Genomic DNA, 20,982 nt, shown 5'->3' on the forward strand with positions numbered 1-20,982 from the left:
CCCCTAATGGGTCAGTATCTTAACATCTGCAGGAAGCCCGGTTTTTAGAATATCTTTTCCATCAATCACGGCTACTCTTACTCCAAAAACCATATTTACCCTTTCATCCTTAGTCTGAAGATTTTTGGGAGTAAACTCAGCTTCAGGGGAAATAAAGTTTACTTCACCATGGAATACCTTCTCTGGAAATGCATCAATATTAATTTCCGCTTGCTGCCCAAGTTTTATTTTGGGCAGCTCAGTTTCACTTACATAAACATCTATCCACATGTCTTTAGTTTCCATTATAGTTAAGACTCTGGATCCTGCTAAAACAACTTCCCCTTCATTAAAGTTAACTGAACTTATAATTCCGTCAACCGGAGCATAAAGAATAGTTTTTTCCAGGTTTGTTTTGGCAATTTCCAGGTTTGCCTGTGCCTGCGTTACCCCGGCATCAGCGATATTAAGCACTTCCCTGGTGGCCCCGCTTTTCAACAGGTCAAGATGTTGCTCTGCCGACTTCTTTTGCGAACCATAAGACTCATATTGGGCTTTTGCAGTTGCATAAGCAGTTTCAGCATCAGATACTTGCTGCTGTGTAACCCCACCTTCTATAAAAAGCTCCTTCATCCGTTCCAAGGTTCCCCGTGAATTTTCCATTGCTTGCCTAGCTCCCTGCTGAAGTGAATCAACCTGTTCAATTGTCATTTGAGCCTGGGCTATTAACTGGGCTCTGTTTCCAGCCTTGGTCTCCTTAGCCTTTTCTATTGCTGCGCAAAGTACGGCCTCTGCTGAATTTACCTGAAGAGCCTGAATTTTGGATTCTAGATGTCCCAAAACCTCCCCCTTTTTAACATAAACACCTTCTTTAACAGTAACATCTATAATCCTGCCCCCAATCTCAGCAGTCATGTTCACTTCTGCGGCAGAAACTGTACCCGAAGCTGATACTCCATTAAAATCATTGCCGCTGCAACCTGTAATAGATACAAAGATCAATATTACAGCTCCTATCAATAACATGCCATTTATCTTTTTTATAAGTCTGCGAGATATGGTTTTCATTGTAATACCTCCTTCAGTTTTTTTAATTAATGTAATATTTCAAGTGCTTCTATAATATTTTTGTACAAATAATTGAATTTTAGGAGGTGTTTTTATGTGTCCCAAGCTGACCACAGCGGTTAAATGGACTTGGAACATCAATTTGGCAGCCATTCTTTATGGTTCTCTACTTGCGGTGATTGCATCAATAATTCTTATGGCCATTGGCGGTACAGTAATGTTCTATACTATTTTTAATGAACGCCTGGTTCCTGTTATTGGGTTATCAATACTGTTTATCAGCATTTTCCTGGGAGGCCTTATTTCGGCACGAAAAGCCGGTAAAATGGGATGGCTGCACGGCTTAGGAGTAGGTTTGACATTCCTTGTTCTAACATTATTGTTTAGTATGATATTTCCCAATGGAGTTTTTGGGTTTACAGTCCTAAAAAAAATCCTAGCCTCAATAATCGCAGGATGTCTAGGAGGTATCTGGGGTGTTGGAGAGTAAGAAAATTAATAGGAGGAGACAAAACAATTCCAAACGGACTGTTACTGATACAGTTTCCACTTGAAATTCACATGTCTCCTCCGGTTTTTTATTAATAAGAATCATATAAATTATTGCCTATATGCAGGAATTGTCACAATAAAGCTGGTTCCTTCTCCCGGCCTGCTTTGAACTTCAATTTTACCACCATGGTTTTCGATAATCCGGTATGATACCGTAAGGCCTAAGCCTGTTCCCTCCTCCTTGGTAGTGAAAAAGGGGTCAAAAATACTATCTATGATTGAATGATCTATGCCAATCCCGGTATCGCTAAAATAAATTCTAATAGCGTTTTCGAACCTATCGTACACTGTTCTTATAGTAAGGCTGCCCTTTTCCGGCATCGCAGCTATAGCATTGGTAACCAAGTTTAAGAATACCTGTTTTATCTGTTCCACATCAACTTTAACTGTTGGACAATTATGATCATACTCCTTTATTAATTTAATGTTCTTTATATATAATTCTCCCTCAGTCAAAAGAACAATCTCATCTAAGGTATTATGAATTCCTGTAGTCCTTTTAATCGGAACCGTCGGCCTAGCCAGCAGCAAAAATTCAGATATAATATAATTGATTCTTGAAATTTCATCAAGCATTATATTGATATACTGCTGAACCTGATCAGTCTTTGGAAAACGCTGTGCCAATAGTTGGAGGAACCCTTTAATAGATGTAAGAGGGTTTCTCACCTCATGAGCAATTCCTGCCGCAAGCTCCCCGATAACTGAAAATTTTTCTGCTTTAACAACTTTTTCTTCAAGCTGTTTCTGACCAGTGACATCCCTTATGCTCAAAATCCCGCCAATCACGTTGTCATTTTTGTCTTTGACCAGCGTTGTAAATGCCATTACATTCATAACCCCCAAGGGAGTTTCGATATTTGCCTCAACATGACTGTATGGTCTTCCGATACGCAAAGTATTTAGCAGAATACTATCCTGAGTTCCTAATTTTCGTTCCTGAAGTTCACAAAATTGCTTTCCCAGGACCTCATCTGCCGGTATACCCATTATGTCTTCAGCAGTCTGATTATAAATAACCACTATTTCATCTATGTCTATTGCTATAATAGCAGAATCAGAGTTATCTACATATTGTTCGGCAAAGTATTTCTTTTTATTATACTGGTTCTGGGGCCATTGAGAGGTCATTAGTTTACCTCCGAATTTTTTAATACTTTGTTTTTCGACTTCCCTGTCAAAATTTCCTTCTAACACTTGGCAACTTTTAAAAATACATTTTTTAAATGCCCCTTAAAATGAGTCCGGCTGCTATTATCCCTACTCCCGAAACAAACATTACAATACCCAGGTAAAGCCTAAACCGTACCCTTCTATTCCTACTAAATGAAGCTGGGGAAACCATTTGTTTGGATAAGGCCCGTACATTAACTTTGCCCAATTGTGCAACCTCCGCCAATAAGTTTTATATTATTGATATTAAGACAGGGGTAGAAATATTCCTTCGGCGGGCTAGATCTCCGCCGGCATCCACTCCCGCTTTGCGGGTCGTGGGCCGGACGGACGACAGACACCGCCTTCCGGAACACATCTACCCCTGTCCAGATTAAAAATGAACTGTAAATTAATACTCTGGTGGCAATTGGTTGATCTGAGACAGATTAAACACCGGTCCATCAACACAAATATATTTTTCACCAATATTGCAGCGGCCGCATTTACCAACACCACATCTCATGTTCATTTCCAAGGTTGTAATTATTTCTTCAGGCTTCCAGCCCATCTTCTGGAAATTGCCTAACTGGATTTTAATCATTATTGGCGGACCACACGTTACCGGAACGGTATTTTCAATATTTGGCACAATTTCTTGAAGCCAATCCTGAGTGATAAATCCTATGCGTCCATCCCATTTAGGGTCTTTCGCATCCAAGGTAATGTGGACATGAGTATCCTTAATCTTCGGCCACTTGTCAAAAATATCATACTTGAAGCACAAGAGGTCGTAAGTCCTGGCGCCATAGACGATGTCAACCCGCCCATAGTCATCACGGTTATCCAGAACATAGTCAATCAGGGAACGCAGCGGAGCCAGACCAATACCACCGGCGACAAATAGACAGTTCTTGCCTTTCATCTCTTCAAATGGAAAATTGTTGCCATATGGGCCGCGAATTGCTATCTTTCCACCCACATCTAATTGGTGGATAACACTGGTTACCCTTCCTACATTTGCAATAGAGAACTCCAAAAATCCTTTTCTGGTCGGTGAAGAAGTGATTGAAATCATAATTTCACCAACTCCTAAAATAGACAGCATGCCACAGTTGCCAGGCTGGTTCCCGAAATTCTCTAAAACTCCTTCTTCGTCAAAAGTAACCTGAAATGTTTTAATGTTTTCATTTTCATCAATTATCTTTTGAATAGTTGCTATTTTAGGTAACAGCGGAGCTTTTACTTCCCTGGTATTGCATTCACAGGACATATTAGTCAACCTCCTTTACTTTATTGATAATTTGTGCAATATCGAGGTTGACAGGGCATTTCTCAAGACAACGGCCACAGCCTACACAACCAAAATCACCGTAACGGTCTACGAAATACCTTAGTTTATGCATGAAACGCTGCCTGGTCCGCTCCTTCTTGCTGGGACGCGGCTGATGTCCACCTGCTGCCCTGGTGAAGTTGGCAAACTGACAGGAGTCTGCGCAGCGGTATCTGTATCCTACAGAGCTCTGGTTGTTAAAGTCGACAATATCGAAACAATGACAGGTAGGGCAAAAAAAGGTACATGTCCCGCAGCCGATACACCTAAGAGATTCGGTATCCCAAATGGGGTGATCAAACATGTTGTCGAGTTTTTCTTTAACACCTTCTAAGCTTATCTGAAGCTGCTTGTCTTTGGCAGGAGCGATTGCCTTTTCTTTGGCAGCAGGGCCCTTACCGTCATCATCAGTAAACAGATTGGCACAGGATGATACAAGAGCCTCACCCTTTTCTGTCAGCACTTCTGCCAGGTACCTGTCACCAAGGTCAGTTAGGAGGATATCCGCTCCCTCAGCCTCACCTGGTGAAACCCCAAATGCACTGCAGAAGCATGTATGCCTGGCATCATTGCAGCTCAAGGCCACAATTGTGGTTTTGTTTCGCTTATCAAGGTAATAGTCATCCCTGAACTCAGCGTCAAACACCTTGTCAAGAAGCAGGATGCTCTTAACATCACAAGGCCGGGCCCCAAACAACACCCTGTTGGGAACTCCCTCTACAGGTGTGATAGCCCAAGAGGGGTCACTGATATCATAAGTGAACATCTTCTCACTCTGGGGGAAGAAAAAATCTTTTGGCGGCACCAGAGCATTCTGGTAATCCAGCACTACGCCTTCGCCCGATTTAACAGGTTTAAACAGGGTTATCCCTTCACTTTGGATGGGGGCGATGAGCTGGTTGCTCTGAGCGAGCTTGTCAAGCAGGTTCTTCACCTGGTCCTTTTTTATGGATTTATTCGCCATCTGTTATCACCTCTCCATCCTACATGAATTCTTCGGGGTCTTCTTGGCGGTATTGACCAAGTATGGAACCGCCCTCTTCAGATGAACCCGGAGTTGCCATTTCAAATAATTCCTTGCAGTCTTTAAGCAATTTCTTGTTCAACAACCTAATAGGGATATCCATTGGGCATACCCGGTCACACTCACCGCAGTCAACACAACGTCCGGCAAGGTGCATTGCCCTGGTCAGGTGGAAAAGTTCATTTTCAGAAACATTGATTTCTTTGCCAACCCAATTAGGCTTAATGTCATCAAAGACACATTCCCTGCAGGTACATCCGGGACAAGTGTTCCGGCATGCATAACAGCGGATACAGCGTTCAAAATGAGACAACCAGAACTTGGCTTTCTCGTCAGCTGACTTGGCTTCAAAGTTCTTGACTTCATCATAATCATCCGGTTTAGGGGCAATATTTATCTCATCACCTAATAACTGGTCAGCTACAACCGGGTTATGGTTCTCACAGGTCAAACACTTGTCAAGCAGCACATCACTCTTTTTGACGGTAAAATTACCTTTTGAGGTTTTAATTTCCAGGTTATCGCCTTTTTCTTCAACATCAGTAAGCTGACCGGTAACATCCATTTTAGCTGCCAGCTTCTGATATGACATCTGTCCGGCACAGGGAACTCCAAGCACAACTACTTTATCCCGTGGAATAATATTGTCTTGGGTCAGTCTGTAAATACTGCGGGAATCACAGCCTTTGACCACAACCGCAATCTTGCCGTCAAAACCCTTCAAATCAGACAAATATTTAGTTAAGCCATTAGCACAAAATGGGTTCCACACCATTTTTTCAGCATCTTCAGGGGATGTGATAAATAACGGCTGGGTTCGTACCGCCTCAGAGCCGGCACCATACCCTATCACCATTTTTACTTCCTGGTCCTGTAATAACTTGGCTGCTGTTTTTCTAAGATTTTCGGTTACTTTATTCATAAGCACACCTCATCTCCTTATTCTTTTGCAAATCTCTTGTTCGGACCAAGGGCTTTAATCTGTTCAGTCATTTCCTTAGTTGTATCAGCCCATTTTTGCCCTTCCGAACCGGAGATCCAGCGTGCATTAAAACGACCAGGTTCATATCCAACATATTCCAGGAGGCGTTTCAGGACCAAGAACCTTCTCCTGGTGAAATAATTGCCACTAACATAGTGACAATCACCCGGGTGTCAACCACCTACTAGGACACCGTCAATCCCCCTCTGAAATGCCCTCAGTACAAAGTGCGGGTTAACACGCCCGGAACAGGGAACGCGGACAACCCTCATGGTTGCAGGATGCTGAAAACGGCTTACACCGCAAACGTCCGCGCCTGCATAGCTGCACCAGTTGCATGCAAAACCAAGTATCTTTGGCTGCCAATTTGACAGGTCTTTTTCGTTTACAGACATGCAGCATCCACCTCCGCAAGTAATTGTAGATTGGTGAAACCTTTAAGGTTAACGGAACCGGAACGGCATTCTGCGGTACAGGCCCCGCATCCCTGGCAAAGACCTGAGTTTACGCTGGCAACTGTACGTATTATGGTTTCGCCATGGACCCTTTCTTGAATTTCTTTGGCTTCAATAGCCTTGTACGGACAAATTGGCTTACATAATAGACACCCTACACAAGTTGCTTCATTAACTGATGCAATCTGCGGGTTAGTAGCCATCTGGTCTTTGGAGAACATAGCAACAACCTTAGCCGCTGCAGCACTTGCCTGAGATACAGTATCAGGAACATCTTTTGGTCCTTGACAGCATCCCGCAAGGAATACGCCCCCGGTATTTGTTTCCACCGGTCGGAGTTTCGGGTGAGCTTCGGTATACCAGCCATCTTTGTCATATGAAAAGCCAACGGTTTGAGCTAACTGAATAGCATCCTCACGAGGCACCATGGCAGTCTCTACAACTACCATATCAGCCTCAACCTCAACACTCGCGCCGATAAGGGTATCTTCACCGCGTACTATCAGTTTGCTGCCATCCTGGTATATTTTTGATACCTGACCGCGGATATATTTTGCCCCATCCTGCTCCCTGGTCCGCATGTAGAATTCGTCATACAGCTTACCCGGAGTACGTACATCCATGTAGAAGATGTAGACATCGGAACCCTGTATTTTTTCGCGTACCTGATGAGCATGCTTGGCAGTGTACATACAGCAGGCCCTGGAACAGTATTCCTTAGCCTTGAGAGTATCCCTTGAGCCTACACACTTAATAAATACTACTGTCTTAGGAACCGTACCATCTGAGGGCCGCTTTATTTTACCTCCGGTGGGGCCTCCGGCATTAACCAGCCGCTCAAACTGCATGCCGTCAATGACATCCGGAATAGTTCCCCCACCATATTCAGGATAATATTCGCCCCATTTAATCAGGTCATAACCCGTAGCCATAATAATAGCTCCGAAACTTTCGGTTATCACTTCGTCCTCTTCCTCGAAATCTATTGCCTTGGTCGGGCAAACTTTAGCACAAACCCCGCATCTGCCATCAATAAGTCCGTATCTGTATGCATATTCAGCCAGCAGACAGTCACCAAAATCCTGACAGTTTACACAGTCATGCGGATGTTTGGCCAGAAGCAGCTCCAGGATAGTCCGCCTGGCTTCCACTACGGCTTCTGATTCGGTTTGCACTTCCATACCCTCAGCAACTGCAGTCACACATGAAGGTGCCAGATTGCGCATACCCTTTATTTCAACCACACATATCCGGCAGGCTCCGGGCTTAGACAACTCAGGGTCATGACAAAATGTCGGGATATCTAATCCAAGCTGCTGAGCAGCTTCCAGTACGGTTGTCCCCGCTGGCACCGTTACCTTTTGACCGTCTATGGTAAGGGTTACGTTGATAGACATTTAAGCTCCCTCTCCTTCCTACATTTTAGTGTATTGATTTTCTCCACAATCGGAGCAATACCAAGGGCTTCTTCCCATGATACCGGGATAAATTCTCCATTCTTGTTAACCAGCGGCAGGTCTGTTCGATCCGGGTTCTTTATAAACTCGGTCCCCAGCCGCCCTTTCAGACAAAGCGGCCTTCCTGCAGAAGGGTTTTTGGCTGTGACACCAATTACCTCTCCATTTTTGTAGTTAACATCAAACTTGCAGCCGGAATCACAGAAGGTACAGGTAACTTCATCCTTTTCATACTCCCAGATTCGTCCTTTGCCCATCATGTTTCGGTCGGTAAGCGCTCCGACCGGACAGATGGCAACACAGCGGTTGCAGTAGACACAAGAGGAGTCCTTCAGATCAGTATCCATAAATGTGGCAATCTTTGTGTTAAATCCCCTGAAGGCATAGTCAATTATACTTCTATCAGCAACAGCCTTACATGTGGATACACATTTGCCGCAAAGGATACACTTGTTAGAATCTCTGTAAATGTACGGATTGCTGTCATCAACCGCAAATTGCTTTTTCTCACCTTCATACGGAGTCGGACTGCTCACTCCATAACGATAGGCATAATCCTGAAGCTTGCAGTTTCCGCTTTTCTCACACGTCATACAATCTAACGGGTGATTGGCAACCAGCAGCTCAAGAATTGTCTTCCTAGCCTCGATAACCGCAGGAGACTCAGTCTCTACTTCCATTCCCTCGGCAACAGTTGTCACACATGATGGAGGCAGGTTTCTCCAACCCTTTATTTCAACCACACATATCCGGCAGGCTCCAGGAGCAGTCAGGTCCTTTTCATGGCAGAAAGTAGGTACGGAATAACCGCACATTTCCGCTGCTTCCAGGACTGTAATTCCTGAAGGCACGATAGCCTTTTGCCCGTTTATGGTTAAAGTAACACTGGCCATAATCAAGCCTCCCTCTAACCTTTAACGATAGCGTTAAATTTGCATTTTTCGATACAACTGCCACATTTGATACACTTAGAAATATCGATTACATAAGGTTGTTTTTTCTCACCAGTGATTGCGTCCGCCGGGCAGACACGGGCACAAGCTCCGCAGCCTTTACAACTTTCAGCAATAATCTTGTATTCCAGCAGTGCGGTGCAAACTCCTGCAGGGCACTTCTTATCATTTATATGGGCATCATATTCATCACGGAAATATCTGAGAGTAGCCAGAACGGGATTGGGCGCTGTCTGCCCCAAGCCGCAGAGAGCGGTCTTCTTAATAACTGCTCCCAGAGTCTGCAGGGTGGTTATGTCTTCAGGGACGCCCTTGCCGTCACAGATTTTTTCAAGAATTTCCAGCATCCTTTTGGTACCTTCACGACATGGAGTACATTTGCCGCAGGACTCTTTTTGGGTAAAGTTAAGAAAGAACCTGGCCACATCTACCATACAGGAAGTTTCGTCCATGACCACCAGACCGCCGGAACCCATCATAGCTCCAAGGGCTATCAGGGAATCATAATCAACAGGTGTATCCAGGTGCTGTTCGGGGATACATCCGCCTGACGGACCGCCTATCTGGACAGCCTTGAACTTCTTATCATCCATGATTCCGCCGCCGATATCAAATATGATTTCCCTCAGGGAAATACCCATGGGAACTTCGGCCAAACCGGTGTTCCTCAGTTTTCCTGTAAGGGCGAATACCTTGGTACCTTTACTGTTTTCCGTCCCCAGACTGGCATACTTATCAGCACCATCAAGGAGAATAATCGGTACATTGGCATATGTTTCAACATTGTTGATGTTTGACGGTTTTTCCCATAAACCTTTAACAGCCGGGAATGGCGGTCTCGGGTTCGGCATCCCGCGGGAACCCTCTATGGATGCCATCAGGGCTGTCTCTTCACCACACACGAAGGCTCCGGCACCCTCTTTAATTTGTATCCGGCAACTGAAGCCGGTACCTAAAATGTTGTCACCCAAGAGTCCCATCTCTTCAGCCTGGGCAATAGCCACCTTCAAACGTTTAATAGCAAGCGGGTATTCGGCACGGACGTAAATGTAACCTTCATCAGCACCAATGGCATAAGCCGCTATTAGCATACCTTCTAGTACACTATGGGGGTCACCCTCAAGGACACTACGGTCCATAAATGCTCCCGGGTCGCCTTCGTCAGCATTACAGATAATATATTTCTTAGGCCCGGGAGATTTGGATGCAAATTGCCATTTGAGGCCGGTCGAGAAACCTCCGCCCCCACGACCCCTCAGACCTGATTTTTTCATTTCCTCAATAACCTGCTCAGGAGTCAAGGTAGTCAAAGCCTTGGCAAGACCCTCATAACCATTCTTGGCTATATATTCCTGAATATATTCGGGGTCAATATGCCCGCAGTTCCTGAGGGCTATCCTATGCTGCTTTTTGTAAAAAGCAATATCTTTATAAGAAGGTACCTGTTCCTCGGTAACAGGGGCTTTAAATAACAGCCTCTGTACTATACGGCCCTTGATCAGGTGCTCGGATATTATCTCCGGGATATCATTTGCCTGTACCTGGCAGTAAAAAGTACCTTCAGGGTAAACTATAACAATCGGACCCATTTCGCAAAAACCATGGCATCCGGTTTCAACAACTTTTATTTCCTGGTCCAGCTTCTGCTTGGCAAGTTCGTCAACTATGGCATCCTGTATCTTTTTTGAGCCTGAAGACACACAGCCTGTGCCGCCGCAAACCAGTAAGTGAGCGCGATATAACTGCATTTTAAAATTACCTCCTCTCTGCAAAAATTTAATTAGACTTGGCAACTACAAGGTCTTCAACTATCTGTCCATTAATAATATGGGAACTGACTATTCTGGTTATATCCTGTGGCTTGACTTTCCCGTAAGTAATAATCTTTTCCCCCGGGCGAACTACGTCTACCAGGACCTCTTTTTCACACTTACCGGTACAGCCGGTCTGAGTAAGTCGTATATCAGCTAAGTTATGCTTATTCAGTTCTTCCAGGATGGCGCTCGTTACTTCCCTCGCACCGGCAGCAATGCCACAGGTTCCCATCCGGACAATTATTTCAACACCTTGACCGCCACGAATGCTGGTCAATGCCTTAACTTCTTCTTTTAGGCGTTTAAGGTCTTCGGCGCTTTTAATCACCTAGGGTCACCTCCTTATATATTAGGTTTATTTTAATAATAGAATTATTCCGTTTTACTTGTACTCTTCCAGCAAAGCTGCGACCTTATCCGGAGTTAAGCGGCCATGAGTATCATCATTAACCATCATAACAGGAGCCAGACCGCAGGCACCCAAACAAGCTACAGACTCAAAGGTATACCTGAGGTCTTCGGTTGTCTCACCATCCTTAATCCCAACCGCTTTAGTCACTGCTTCCGCTATTTTAGAACCACCACGGACATGGCAGGCAGTTCCAAGGCATACCCGGATTATATTACGGCCTCTGGGGTTCAGGTGGAACTGGGCATAAAAAGTAACAACACCGTAAACCTTGCTCACAGGAATCCGCAGCCTTGACGAAATTTCCTTAAGCACCTCTGCAGGCAAGTATCCATAAATATCTTGAGCCGCTTGTAAAACAGGGATTAAGGCTCCTTTTTTACCCTCGTACTTAGCAAACACCTTATCCAGTTCAAGGGCTTCATTTGATTTGGTTTCCTGACATTCACACTGACACATGATTTCTTTACCTCCTTCCTTAAATCTTTCATTTATTTTAAGGGCTCTATTTTTTGGTCTTATTTATTAGTTATGTTATATGTTTTAAGACTTTAATAACGCTTCTGCCGGAGGCTCATAATCTAATCCGGTAAACTTGCCCTGGCCGCGAGCAAATTTGCCCTCATGCAGGTAAACTGTGCCCGGATGTTCCGAGTTAGGGCACGGCCACTGAATGCCGGTTTCCTCAAGGCGGTCATAGGATATGCCGGCATACTGCGGGATAACCCTGGCCGATTCGTCAAATATTTCCGAAGAACTGCCGTATTCATGGGTATATCCCATTGCAGTAAGAACTTCTGAAATAATTTGCCAGTCAGCTTTGCCTGCCAGGGGCTCAATTGCTTTACGCACACGCTGGACACGACGTTCTGTATTAGAGAAGGTACCGTCTTTTTCAGCAAAACTGGCTCCGGGAAGAACCACATCGGCTAATTTTGCGGTCTCGGTCAGGAAAATGTCCTGAACAACCAGGAATTCCAAGTTTTCTAAAGCCTGTTTAACATAATTAATATCAGGGGCACTGAGCTTAGAATTCTCACCAAGGATGTACAGCGCTTTAAGGTCACCATTTTGGGCTGCATCCATCATCTCAGCAGCAGTGAAACCAACTTTGTCTGACTGTGGAACCCCCCAAAGTTTAGTGAATTTATCAACGTTTTCAGAAACAGCAACACTCTGGTATCCGGGGAATACATCAGGCAACGCTCCCATATCGCAGGCGCCCTGGACATTGTTCTGGCCCCTCAGAGGATATACACCACTGCCGGATTTCCCGATTTGACCTGTCAGCATTGCCAGGTTGGCAACAGCCAGAACATTGTCAGCACCAGAGGTATGCTGGGTAATCCCATCTGTATAGAAGATTGCCGCACTTTTTGCCGTGGCAAAGCCGCGGGCAATTTCCCTGATGGTTTCTGCCGGAATACCGATTATACCGGCATAGGCTTCGGGAGTAAAGTTTTCCACAGCTGACTTCAGTTCATCAAAGCCTTCGGTCCGGTTAGCTACAAATTCCTTATCATAAAGTCCTTCAGCAATGATTACATTACACATTGCATTAAGAAGCGGAATATTGCCCCCCGGCATCAGGGAAACATGTACATCAGCAAACTCGGTTATTTCTGTTTTTTCGGGATGAGCTACCACCAGTTTTGCCCCATTTTTGACAGCCTTTCTCATTTCAAGGCTGACAATGTGGTGAGTTTCATGGGTAGTGGACCCAATCACAAATAAATAATCACATTCTTTAATTTCCCCAATGGAATTGGTCATTGCACCACTCCCAAATGCAGTTGCCAGACCGGCAACAGCAGCTGAGTGTTCGAGACGCGCGGAGTGGTCTATATTATTGGTTCCCAAAGCTACCCGAGCCAATTTGTTCATTAGGTAGTTTTCCTCATTGGTGCAACGGGCGGAAGTTAGTACACCCGTAGCTTCACTGCCATTTGTCTCCTTAATTTCTTTCAGCCTGGAAGCAACATAGCTGATGGCTTCTTCCCAAGAAACCTCAACAAAATCGCCATCTTTTTTAATCAAGGGCTGCACCAGGCGGTCGGAACTATGGATGAAATCATAGCCGAAACGGCCATTAACACAAAGATGCCGTCCATTTACCTCACTGGTCAGATTTGAGGATACACCCACAATCTTTCCATCTTTAACATTAAGGTCAAAATTACACCCACAGCCACAATATGAACAAGTTGTCTTAACTTTAGTAACTTCGTATGCACGGGCTATACCCATCATGCTTTTCTCTGTCAGAGCACCCACCGGACAAACAGCCACACAGCTGCCGCAGTTTATACAACCGGCTTCTTTGTCGCCAAGGCCCAGTTGAAGGGCTGGGCTAACATTTGTATTGAAACCACGGGATATAAAATCGACCACATTCCGGCCGACTATTTCGGCACAAACACGCACACATTTACCGCAGAGTATGCACTTATTCCATCCCTGAAAATTACATCACTGGATTCGTCCATCGGTAAATTGATCTTTTCCCCTGCATAAACGGTCTTTTTAAGCATCCTACAAGAATTTTTATCAATAACCGGCTTGTTAGGCACTGCCTGGGCAAAAGGCTTGAATATTACAGTCCGTTGACCCAAACCTTCATCGAATTCACTGATTATATTGTTGGTAATGCAATTTTCTTCACAAATACCACAACCAGTACACTTAGTGTAATCAACACGCTTAGCTCTCTTTTTGATGGCTACATCAAAATTACCTATATAGCCACCCACTGAACTAACTTCAGAATAGGTGTGAAGCGTAATATTAGGATGCTGCGCCGCAGCAACCATCTTTGGCGTGAGAATTCAGGCGCCGCAGTCAAGGGTTGGAAATGTTTTGTCAAGCTGTGCCATCCTTCCGCCAATTGTAGCTTCCTTCTCCACAAGAACTACCTTGTGGCCTGCATCGGCAATGTCTAGAGCTGCTTGAATACCTGCAATACCGCCGCCAATCACAAGCGCACGCTTGGTAACCGGGATATAGCTCTCAAATAATGGTTCCAGTTTGGCTGCCTTAGCAACAGTCTTACGAACCAGTTCCATGGCCTTTTGAGTTGCATTCTCAGGTTCAGCAATATGAACCCAGGCGCAGTGCTCCCTAAGGTTAGCCATTTCAACCAAATAAGGGTTCAAGCCTGCAGTTTGAGCTGTTTTCTGGAAAGTTGGTAGATGCATCCGCGGTGAGCAAGAAGCAACTACCACTGCATTGATTTTGTATTCTTTGATGGCCTTAACCATGGCTGCCTGCCCAGGTTCCGAACAAGTATACTTATTCTCCTGGACAAGGGCTACACCAGGAAGTGTTCTGATATATTCCGCCACTTTGGGAACATCTACTACTCCCCCGATGTTGGTGCCACACCAGCAAAGAAACACCCCAATTCTCTTCATTTGCATCGCTCCCCATAAAGTAAGATTTTATTAGTTAAAATCTAGCTGATTTTAGCCAACAATGATTTGGTATCGGTACAGTGTCCGCTGTCAAGACCAATTTCCTGCGGAGCCGACCCCATAGCGTAAGCCATTAACTCTGTAAAATAAACCACCGGAATTTTGTAATTGGTATTAAATTGCTTATTTATTTGTTCCATCCGCATATCAAGATTCATCTCACATACCGGACAGGCGGTAACAATTACATCTGCTCCTGCCTTATCAGCCATTTCAACAATCTTTTTACTCATAGAAACTGTGACCCCAACATCCTGAAAAATCATTGAAGTACCACAGCATTCGGTTTTAAATGGCCAGTCAACGGCTTCGGCTCCTATTGCTTTCATCATATCATCCATTAAATGCGGGTTTTCCGGGTCATCAACATGGGCAACTTTAGGTGGTTTAACATAGTAACAACCATAATACGAGGCAACTTTTAAGCCATTTAACGGCTTTTTAACAGCCTGGGCAACTTTATCCAACCCTATGGCGGCAAGACCATCAATTATAGAAAATATTTTGCTGGTACCATTAATTTCTTCCTCAATAGCCTTGCTTATTTTATCCTTCATTTTAGGGTCACTCTTAACTTCATGATTAACCCAAACCATTCTCTGCCAGCATGCGGCACAGGGAGCAAGAACATCCAAGCCCTCTTTTTCGGCCTTTACCAACGATTTTGCGGGTATAGCCAGGCCTACAAGATGTCCCATACTATGACCTGAACTGGCGCCACAGCAAACCCAGTCCGGAATTTCCCATAATTCGACTCCAAGATGCTTACAAACTGCTTTCACTGAACGGTCATAGGATTTTTCCATTGAATGAAGTGAACAACCGGGGTAATAAGCGTATCTCATCTAGCTTTCACCTTCAATCTTTTTGCAATTTTCGACAACTTTGCGGATTTGATTCGAATTCTTCATCCTTGGCGGAAGCTTGGGCAATCTGAAAGCAACATTTATAATTGCAGGAATACCTATTGGCAAGTCATCGAACATAGTTCCTGACTGTTTTAATTTGAGAGCTACCAATAAACCGGCTTCGTATACTCGCCCATATTTAATAATAGAATTCATGAAAATCTCATGGAATACACTGGCATTGTTAAAACCTTCGGTAATACCGCGTTTTTTTGCCATTATGCGGAGTGTATCCATAACTCTGGGAATGTCTATATCCCTGGGACAGCGGGCCGTACAGGTAGAACACAAGACACATGCCCAGATGCTCCTTGTTCTCAGAACTTCATCTTCCATCCCAAGCTGAACCATACGCATAATACGATTCGGAGAAACACCCATGCCTTTACAGATATGAACCGAACAGCCGGCTGAACACTTCCCACACTGGTAGCACCTCCGGACATCAACACCACATTCCTCAAAAATCCTGTCTGCAAAATCGCCATGTTCTTTTTGTTGTGCTGATAAATTTAACATAGAACTCATCACTCAACCCCTCTTTGTCAGAAGTATAAACAAATATAAGCAATGGACGATTCCAACACCTCCTTAATAAGGTAACTAAATTTTAAAATAAATTTTCATGTGAAAAATTTAGCAAACGATCGTTGCTAAAATAGCACAATACGTCCTGTATAATTTTATTCTATGTAAGCCCTACAATTCCTTTTTCCCATTAAAAAATTTTTCGAAAATTAAATAAAATTGGAGAAACTGCAGTCACTGTAATTTTTGCCACAAAAAAAGAACCTTCAAAATATTTCTCTTGAGGAACTTTCAAATAGGACATTCACTATTCCGGATGTTTTTCATAATATAATTACAGATTCGGAATTATAAAGGGGTGAGAAATTTTGCGCGTTTACTTTATCAAACTTCCGCAATTTATCAGGAAAGCATTGATTAAAATATTTAATTAGCAGTTATTTCACCTATGAGGCTGTGAAAACCGGGTATCGCCTCACACGGTTTTCTGCAGCCTGAATTTTTGTCTAATAACCCTCTCTGTTAAGCAAAATGCGATTTTAGTATTTAGGAACCTTAATCTTGCTTACCATCAAATATGACAGAATTATCATTAGCACGGGGAAAACCATTGGCGGGATAAATACCCTATGACCAACAAGCACAATAAGAGCCACCAGACTTCCGGCGGCGGTTATGGGAACACCTATAAAATGTCCTGAAATATTTAGTACATTAAATCTAGCCAATCTTATAGCGCCACAAAGGGCAAAAGCAACACATACTATCAAGCCTACAATGCCAAATGGTTTCAGTTTAAGAGCATAGACAAGAATAGCCGGTGCAACACCAAAAGAAACCAAGTCTGCCAATGAATCAAGTTCTTTCCCGAAAGTCGATGTTGCATTAAGTCTCCTGGCTACCCGTCCGTCCATAGCATCAAGAATCATAGCAAGCAAAATCATGGATGCTGAAATTATATATTCATTCTCCATGGTAAAAATTAGTGAGGTTATTCCAAGTAACAAGTTGGATAAAGTAAACAGGCTGGGAATAAATTTAAAGTTCATTTTTTAGCCTCCCAATAACCGTTTCTCCTCCAATAACTTTCTGTCCTTTGGTAATTAGAATCTGGACATCTACAGGCACAATCAGCTCCGTACATGAGCCAAATTTAATAAGGCCAAAAAGGTCGCCCTTTGACAGTGTTTGGTTTAATTCGACCCAGCAAACGATACGCCGTGCAATAAAGCCTGTAATCTGAGTTACCATTACTTTAAGGTTATCATTTTCTATTCCAACATAGTTCTTTTCATTAATGTCGGAAGCATGGCTCTTAAAAGCGGGAATCATCTTGCCTGCTCTATAACTGCGGTATTTGACAGTTCCACTGATAGGGGACCGGTTAAGGTGTACATTAAAAACCGACAAAAATATGGTAACTTTTAATGCCTTGCTCTTCATAAACTTATCTTCGTAAATCTCCGAAACATCCATGATGATGCCGTCAGCAGGAGATACCAAAACCTTTTCATCTTCAGGTATCCGCCTTTTGGGATTCCTAAAAAAGAAGGCCACAAACAGCAGCAAAATTCCCGGGATTAGAGCAAGCGGCGGGAAAATATAAAAGGCAAGTGCTGTCAATATTCCTAAGCCAACAAGATAAGGTAATGCGTCACTTACTATAAAAAAGCTCTGTTTCATGTGACCAAAAACCTCCTGCGAAAATTAACTTATTACATTTTACCACCTTTTCAAAAATAATAAAAGTATTTTATATGGATTCACCATCACATGTTCTCTTCCGTCGCAGGACTTCAAGTTGTTTGTTAACATCACTGGCATTTTCCAGAAAATTCAGGGTCTGAAAATCGGTTCGCTCACCGGTATGCCAATCAGATATCTTCTGCAGAACAGTGGGGGTGTCTCCCTTTATATGATTCTTTATTGGCAGGGAATCGAGGAATTTCCGCCCATATCTTTTTTCGACCAGCCTGCGGTCAAGAACAACAACTACTCCCTCGTCCTCTTCCGTTCTGATAAGACGTCCAAACCCCTGCTTAAGCTGAATAACAGCTTCAGGTACAGTAAAACCAAGAAACGGATCCCTGTTTTCTTTGACTAGCTCCTCTGTCCGGGCCTCAACAATCGGCGAATTAGGCGGCAAAAACGGAAGCCTGACAATGATAACACATTGCAGCATATCTCCCGGCAAGTCAATACCTTCCCAGAAACTACCGGAACCGTATAAGACACAGCAGGGATTCTTCCTGAATTCGTTCGCCAGTCTGGTCCGCCCGCCGTCAATACGATGCCCCAGAATCTTAATACCCTCTGATTCCAGTTCAGTATGCAGTTTATAATATGATTCCCGGAGCATTTTATGTGAAGTAAACAAGACAAGTGTCCTGCCCCGGAATATCTTTGCAATATCTCTTATTATGGGATTAATAAAGTGGATATATTCAGCATCACATACAGATGATGGTTCAGGAATATCTCTAACAACACACAGGAGTGACTGACGCTCATAGACAAAAGGAGATTGAATAAGACGAGTAATCACCTTTTCTTCTGGCATCAGAGAGAGACCGGTCCGCTCCATAAAATGATCAAATTTCCCATCAATGCTTATTGTTGCCGAGGTTAAGAGAATACTCTTTTTAGTAAGAAAAAGATTTTCACTCAGCATCTTGCTAACCGAAATCGGTGCACTGCAGAACCTTACTTCCGTTTTTTCTCCTCTTTGTACTTCCACCCAGTGCACCGAATTTGTTTCACCGTCATAGAATAAGTTTATTTGAGAAATCACTTCTCTCAGAAAAGCGCGCTGATACTCAATATCCTTAATCATGGAAATAAATTCTTTACATTCTTCTTCTTCATCCTCTTTATACAATAACCCCGAAATTTTTCCCAGTAATTTTTCCAGTAAAGAAGTCCGAAATATGTAATTTTCCTTTATACTTTCATAAGCCTTCCATGACGCATCCTCTCTGTGATGCTGCTTTATTCTGAAAACCCGGCAGGTATTATCATGGTTTTCATCATAATTGCGGCTTACCCAGTATATGAAAAATTCTTCTATTTCATTAATTGAATTAATGTTCTTACTAACCAATTCCTTGGCATCAGCAATGAACTCTTCCAGCTTCGCAACAGAATCACTGAATTTCCAGGAATAAGTTTGGGAAACTTGTCTCAACAAAAACAAAAGACCTGGTTTTCCACCCATTACAAAACTCCTGTTTACAGACAAAATAACAGACTTAAGAGCAGTGAAGCTAACTGTCCACCCCAGTTGTTGTGTGGCACTGTCTTCCAGGTGGTGAGCTTCGTCGATTACAAGGTACTCGTAAGAAGGCAGCAGCTTATTCTGTACCTTTATATCAGCCAGCAGCAGAGAATGATTAACTACCAACAGGTCTGCACTTTCAGCCTGCTTTCTTGCTCTGTTTACAAAACAGCGCCTGGCATACCACCGGCAACCGGGACCAATACAGTAATCCTGTTCAGAGTTTATTTCGTTCCAGTACCTGACCTGGTCAGGGGAAAAATTCAGTTCAGACCTTTCACCAGAAACTGTCATAGTAAGCCAAACAAGTATTTTAAGGCAAAAAACAGCTTCTCTGTGATTAAATTTGTTATCACTGCCAATATCACCAGAATCTGCAGCACTTTTTAGCATTTCCTCCCAACGCCTGATGCAAATGTAATTATTCCTGCCTTTAACCAGTGCTGCTTTAAAATTAATTCCGGCTATATCCCTTATTTGAGGAAGGTCTTTATGAAGCAATTGTTCTTGTAAATTAATTGTATGAGTAGATACAACTACTTTTGTTTGGTCTGTCAAGGCCCATACAACAGCAGGCAGCAAGTATGCCAAAGATTTTCCGGTCCCGGTGCCGGCTTCTATTACAATATGCTTATCTTCCCGAAACCCTTCGGATACAGTTTTCAGCATATCCGCCTGACCTTGCCGGTACCTGAATTTTGGGTTAATCTGTGCAAAAATCCCTTCGGGTTTAAGGTATTCTTCCAAACCGCCAATATCCAGCCCCTCATTTGCATGGTCTGGTAAATTAAACAATTGTTCTGGAACTGCTTTTTTTGTGTTCGGAAACCTAGTCACAGCTTCTGTAATCTGCTGATTTAATGTTTTTGCAAAAGTAGTTTGATGTTTCCTGAGGACTTGAATTACCTTAAAAAGAACTTCATTATCCAGACAGTTAAAAATTTCTATGCATTTTTGAAACGTTTCCCACGCTGCTTCTGCATCATCTAAAGCCCTGTGAGATACGATTCTGTCTACTCCCAAAAGCTGCTTGACAGTTTCCAGGCGGTAACTTTCAGCCCCTGGCAGGACAACCTGAACCAGGTCTATAGTATCAAAACAGGGATTTAATAAAAGAAAGCCGGTTTTCTGTTGCAGGAAACTGATATCAAAAGAGATGTTATGACCAAAGATTGGGGATTCTCCAATGAAGCTCAACAACTTTTCTGCTTCCTCCGAAAATATCGGGGCATCTCTTAACATATCGTCGGTAAGACCCGTCATAGTTATAATCTTAACAGGGAGTTTTCTCCCCGGGTTCAACAGTGTATGATACCTATCTACAACCTTGCCCCGCCTGACAGCTATTGCACCAATTTCAATAATTTCATCGGTTTCTGGATTCAGTCCGGTTGTTTCAATATCAAGGAAAATATATGTATCTGTCATTATTTTTTCTCCCTGTTTCACTCTCTATGATTTCAGTGTTTCCCCAAATTAAACTAATGATATTTACAGCTAAACGGACATCAAATATAAGTTAAACGGTTATATATCAAAATAAATGGTTGGTTTTATGGGTTTAACATCATCAGCAGAAACAAATTGATAAAAAATATGGTCTAAGCACAAGGGATTTGTATAA

The 20,982-nt window shown here is 43.2% G+C and carries 18 protein-coding genes and 3 pseudogenes; 1 reads left to right on the top strand and 20 read right to left on the bottom strand.

Annotated features, from left to right (window positions below):
* Window positions 1–3: 3 nt before the first annotated feature.
* Window positions 4–1,047, bottom strand: a complete 1,044-nt coding sequence (locus ABFY19_RS07385; RefSeq protein WP_418790016.1) for an HlyD family secretion protein — start codon at window positions 1,045–1,047, stop codon at window positions 4–6.
* 94 nt (window positions 1,048–1,141) lie between these two features.
* Between ABFY19_RS07385 and ABFY19_RS07390 the strand changes: the two genes are divergently transcribed.
* Complete coding sequence (locus tag ABFY19_RS07390) at window positions 1,142–1,537, top strand: TIGR04086 family membrane protein (RefSeq protein ID WP_418790017.1); 396 nt, start codon at window positions 1,142–1,144, stop codon at window positions 1,535–1,537.
* Between the two features lie 110 nt (window positions 1,538–1,647).
* Here ABFY19_RS07390 and ABFY19_RS07395 read toward each other — a convergent pair whose 3' ends face one another.
* The 19 genes and pseudogenes from ABFY19_RS07395 to ABFY19_RS07485 all read right to left on the bottom strand — a co-directional run bounded on the left by ABFY19_RS07395 (window position 1,648) and on the right by ABFY19_RS07485 (window position 20,786).
* Window positions 1,648–2,730, bottom strand: a complete 1,083-nt coding sequence (locus tag ABFY19_RS07395) for a two-component system sensor histidine kinase NtrB (protein ID WP_418790018.1) — start codon at window positions 2,728–2,730, stop codon at window positions 1,648–1,650.
* Window positions 2,731–2,821: 91 nt separating this feature from the next.
* Window positions 2,822–2,980 carry a hypothetical protein gene (locus ABFY19_RS07400; protein WP_418790019.1) on the bottom strand — a complete coding sequence of 53 codons (159 nt, stop codon included), beginning with the start codon at window positions 2,978–2,980 and terminating at the stop codon, window positions 2,822–2,824.
* 183 nt (window positions 2,981–3,163) lie between these two features.
* The gene (locus ABFY19_RS07405; protein ID WP_418790020.1) at window positions 3,164–4,024 is read right to left on the bottom strand and encodes an FAD/NAD(P)-binding protein; all 861 of its coding nucleotides are present in this window, start codon (window positions 4,022–4,024) and stop codon (window positions 3,164–3,166) included.
* Between the two features lies 1 nt (window position 4,025).
* Window positions 4,026–5,048: a 4Fe-4S dicluster domain-containing protein gene (locus ABFY19_RS07410; protein ID WP_418790021.1), complete on the bottom strand. Its 1,023-nt coding sequence runs from the start codon at window positions 5,046–5,048 to the stop codon at window positions 4,026–4,028.
* Window positions 5,049–5,067: 19 nt separating this feature from the next.
* Entirely contained in the window at window positions 5,068–6,030 is a 963-nt protein-coding gene (locus ABFY19_RS07415) for a 4Fe-4S dicluster domain-containing protein (protein WP_418790022.1), read from the bottom strand.
* A gap of 17 nt (window positions 6,031–6,047) precedes the next feature.
* The gene (locus ABFY19_RS07420) at window positions 6,048–6,485 is read right to left on the bottom strand and encodes a hydrogenase iron-sulfur subunit (RefSeq protein ID WP_418790023.1); all 438 of its coding nucleotides are present in this window, start codon (window positions 6,483–6,485) and stop codon (window positions 6,048–6,050) included.
* Window positions 6,476–7,573, bottom strand: a pseudogene (locus ABFY19_RS07425) (4Fe-4S dicluster domain-containing protein); the annotation flags it as partial. The gene ABFY19_RS07420 and the pseudogene ABFY19_RS07425, both read right to left, overlap by 10 nt.
* 57 nt (window positions 7,574–7,630) lie before the next feature.
* Window positions 7,631–7,942 (bottom strand): annotated as a pseudogene (locus ABFY19_RS07430) (2Fe-2S iron-sulfur cluster-binding protein); the annotation flags it as partial.
* Window positions 7,927–8,895, bottom strand: coding sequence for a 2Fe-2S iron-sulfur cluster-binding protein (locus ABFY19_RS07435; RefSeq protein WP_418790024.1), 969 nt, complete (start codon window positions 8,893–8,895; stop codon window positions 7,927–7,929). The gene ABFY19_RS07435 and the pseudogene ABFY19_RS07430, both read right to left, overlap by 16 nt.
* A gap of 14 nt (window positions 8,896–8,909) precedes the next feature.
* The gene (locus ABFY19_RS07440; protein ID WP_418790025.1) at window positions 8,910–10,703 is read right to left on the bottom strand and encodes an NADH-ubiquinone oxidoreductase-F iron-sulfur binding region domain-containing protein; all 1,794 of its coding nucleotides are present in this window, start codon (window positions 10,701–10,703) and stop codon (window positions 8,910–8,912) included.
* 28 nt (window positions 10,704–10,731) lie between these two features.
* Window positions 10,732–11,097 (bottom strand): (2Fe-2S) ferredoxin domain-containing protein, encoded by a 366-nt coding sequence (locus tag ABFY19_RS07445; protein ID WP_418790026.1) that lies wholly within the window; start codon window positions 11,095–11,097, stop codon window positions 10,732–10,734.
* 54 nt (window positions 11,098–11,151) lie between these two features.
* Window positions 11,152–11,637, bottom strand: a complete 486-nt coding sequence (gene nuoE, locus ABFY19_RS07450; RefSeq protein ID WP_418790027.1) for an NADH-quinone oxidoreductase subunit NuoE — start codon at window positions 11,635–11,637, stop codon at window positions 11,152–11,154.
* Window positions 11,638–11,721: 84 nt separating this feature from the next.
* Window positions 11,722–13,602 carry a formate dehydrogenase subunit alpha gene (gene fdhF / locus ABFY19_RS07455; protein ID WP_418790028.1) on the bottom strand — a complete coding sequence of 627 codons (1,881 nt, stop codon included), beginning with the start codon at window positions 13,600–13,602 and terminating at the stop codon, window positions 11,722–11,724.
* 101 nt (window positions 13,603–13,703) lie between these two features.
* A pseudogene (locus ABFY19_RS07460) lies at window positions 13,704–14,588 on the bottom strand (FAD-dependent oxidoreductase); the annotation flags it as partial.
* Window positions 14,589–14,629: 41 nt separating this feature from the next.
* Window positions 14,630–15,493 (bottom strand): CoB--CoM heterodisulfide reductase iron-sulfur subunit B family protein, encoded by an 864-nt coding sequence (locus ABFY19_RS07465; RefSeq protein WP_418790029.1) that lies wholly within the window; start codon window positions 15,491–15,493, stop codon window positions 14,630–14,632.
* A complete protein-coding gene (locus ABFY19_RS07470) occupies window positions 15,494–16,084 on the bottom strand; it encodes a 4Fe-4S dicluster domain-containing protein (RefSeq protein WP_418790030.1) in 591 nt (196 codons plus the stop codon).
* 539 nt (window positions 16,085–16,623) lie between these two features.
* On the bottom strand, window positions 16,624–17,133 hold the full coding sequence (gene pssA / locus ABFY19_RS07475) for a CDP-diacylglycerol--serine O-phosphatidyltransferase (protein WP_418790031.1): 510 nt from the start codon (window positions 17,131–17,133) through the stop codon (window positions 16,624–16,626).
* Window positions 17,123–17,767, bottom strand: a complete 645-nt coding sequence (locus ABFY19_RS07480) for a phosphatidylserine decarboxylase family protein (protein ID WP_418790032.1) — start codon at window positions 17,765–17,767, stop codon at window positions 17,123–17,125. The genes pssA and ABFY19_RS07480 overlap by 11 nt, the downstream gene beginning before the upstream one ends.
* Window positions 17,768–17,837: 70 nt before the next feature.
* Window positions 17,838–20,786 (bottom strand): helicase C-terminal domain-containing protein, encoded by a 2,949-nt coding sequence (locus ABFY19_RS07485; RefSeq protein WP_418790033.1) that lies wholly within the window; start codon window positions 20,784–20,786, stop codon window positions 17,838–17,840.
* Window positions 20,787–20,982: the final 196 nt, after the last annotated feature.

The organism is Phosphitispora sp. TUW77 (genome assembly GCF_048453025.1).
Taxonomy (GTDB): Bacteria; Bacillota; Thermincolia; order Thermincolales; family UBA2595; genus Phosphitispora.

Bases quoted from the DNA above. Each gene is read 5' to 3' on its own strand.
- ABFY19_RS07385 (WP_418790016.1), bottom strand. From the start codon at position 1,047: ATGAAAACCATATCTCGCAGACTTATAAAAAAGATAAATGGCATGTTA.
- ABFY19_RS07390 (WP_418790017.1), top strand. From the start codon at position 1,142: ATGTGTCCCAAGCTGACCACAGCGGTTAAATGGACTTGGAACATCAAT.
- ABFY19_RS07395 (WP_418790018.1), bottom strand. From the start codon at position 2,730: ATGACCTCTCAATGGCCCCAGAACCAGTATAATAAAAAGAAATACTTT.
- ABFY19_RS07405 (WP_418790020.1), bottom strand. From the start codon at position 4,024: ATGTCCTGTGAATGCAATACCAGGGAAGTAAAAGCTCCGCTGTTACCT.
- ABFY19_RS07410 (WP_418790021.1), bottom strand. From the start codon at position 5,048: ATGGCGAATAAATCCATAAAAAAGGACCAGGTGAAGAACCTGCTTGAC.
- ABFY19_RS07415 (WP_418790022.1), bottom strand. From the start codon at position 6,030: ATGAATAAAGTAACCGAAAATCTTAGAAAAACAGCAGCCAAGTTATTA.
- ABFY19_RS07435 (WP_418790024.1), bottom strand. From the start codon at position 8,895: ATGGCCAGTGTTACTTTAACCATAAACGGGCAAAAGGCTATCGTGCCT.
- ABFY19_RS07440 (WP_418790025.1), bottom strand. From the start codon at position 10,703: ATGCAGTTATATCGCGCTCACTTACTGGTTTGCGGCGGCACAGGCTGT.
- nuoE (WP_418790027.1), bottom strand. From the start codon at position 11,637: ATGTGTCAGTGTGAATGTCAGGAAACCAAATCAAATGAAGCCCTTGAA.
- ABFY19_RS07465 (WP_418790029.1), bottom strand. From the start codon at position 15,493: ATGAGATACGCTTATTACCCCGGTTGTTCACTTCATTCAATGGAAAAA.
- ABFY19_RS07470 (WP_418790030.1), bottom strand. From the start codon at position 16,084: ATGAGTTCTATGTTAAATTTATCAGCACAACAAAAAGAACATGGCGAT.
- pssA (WP_418790031.1), bottom strand. From the start codon at position 17,133: ATGAACTTTAAATTTATTCCCAGCCTGTTTACTTTATCCAACTTGTTA.
- ABFY19_RS07480 (WP_418790032.1), bottom strand. From the start codon at position 17,767: ATGAAACAGAGCTTTTTTATAGTAAGTGACGCATTACCTTATCTTGTT.
- ABFY19_RS07485 (WP_418790033.1), bottom strand. From the start codon at position 20,786: ATGACAGATACATATATTTTCCTTGATATTGAAACAACCGGACTGAAT.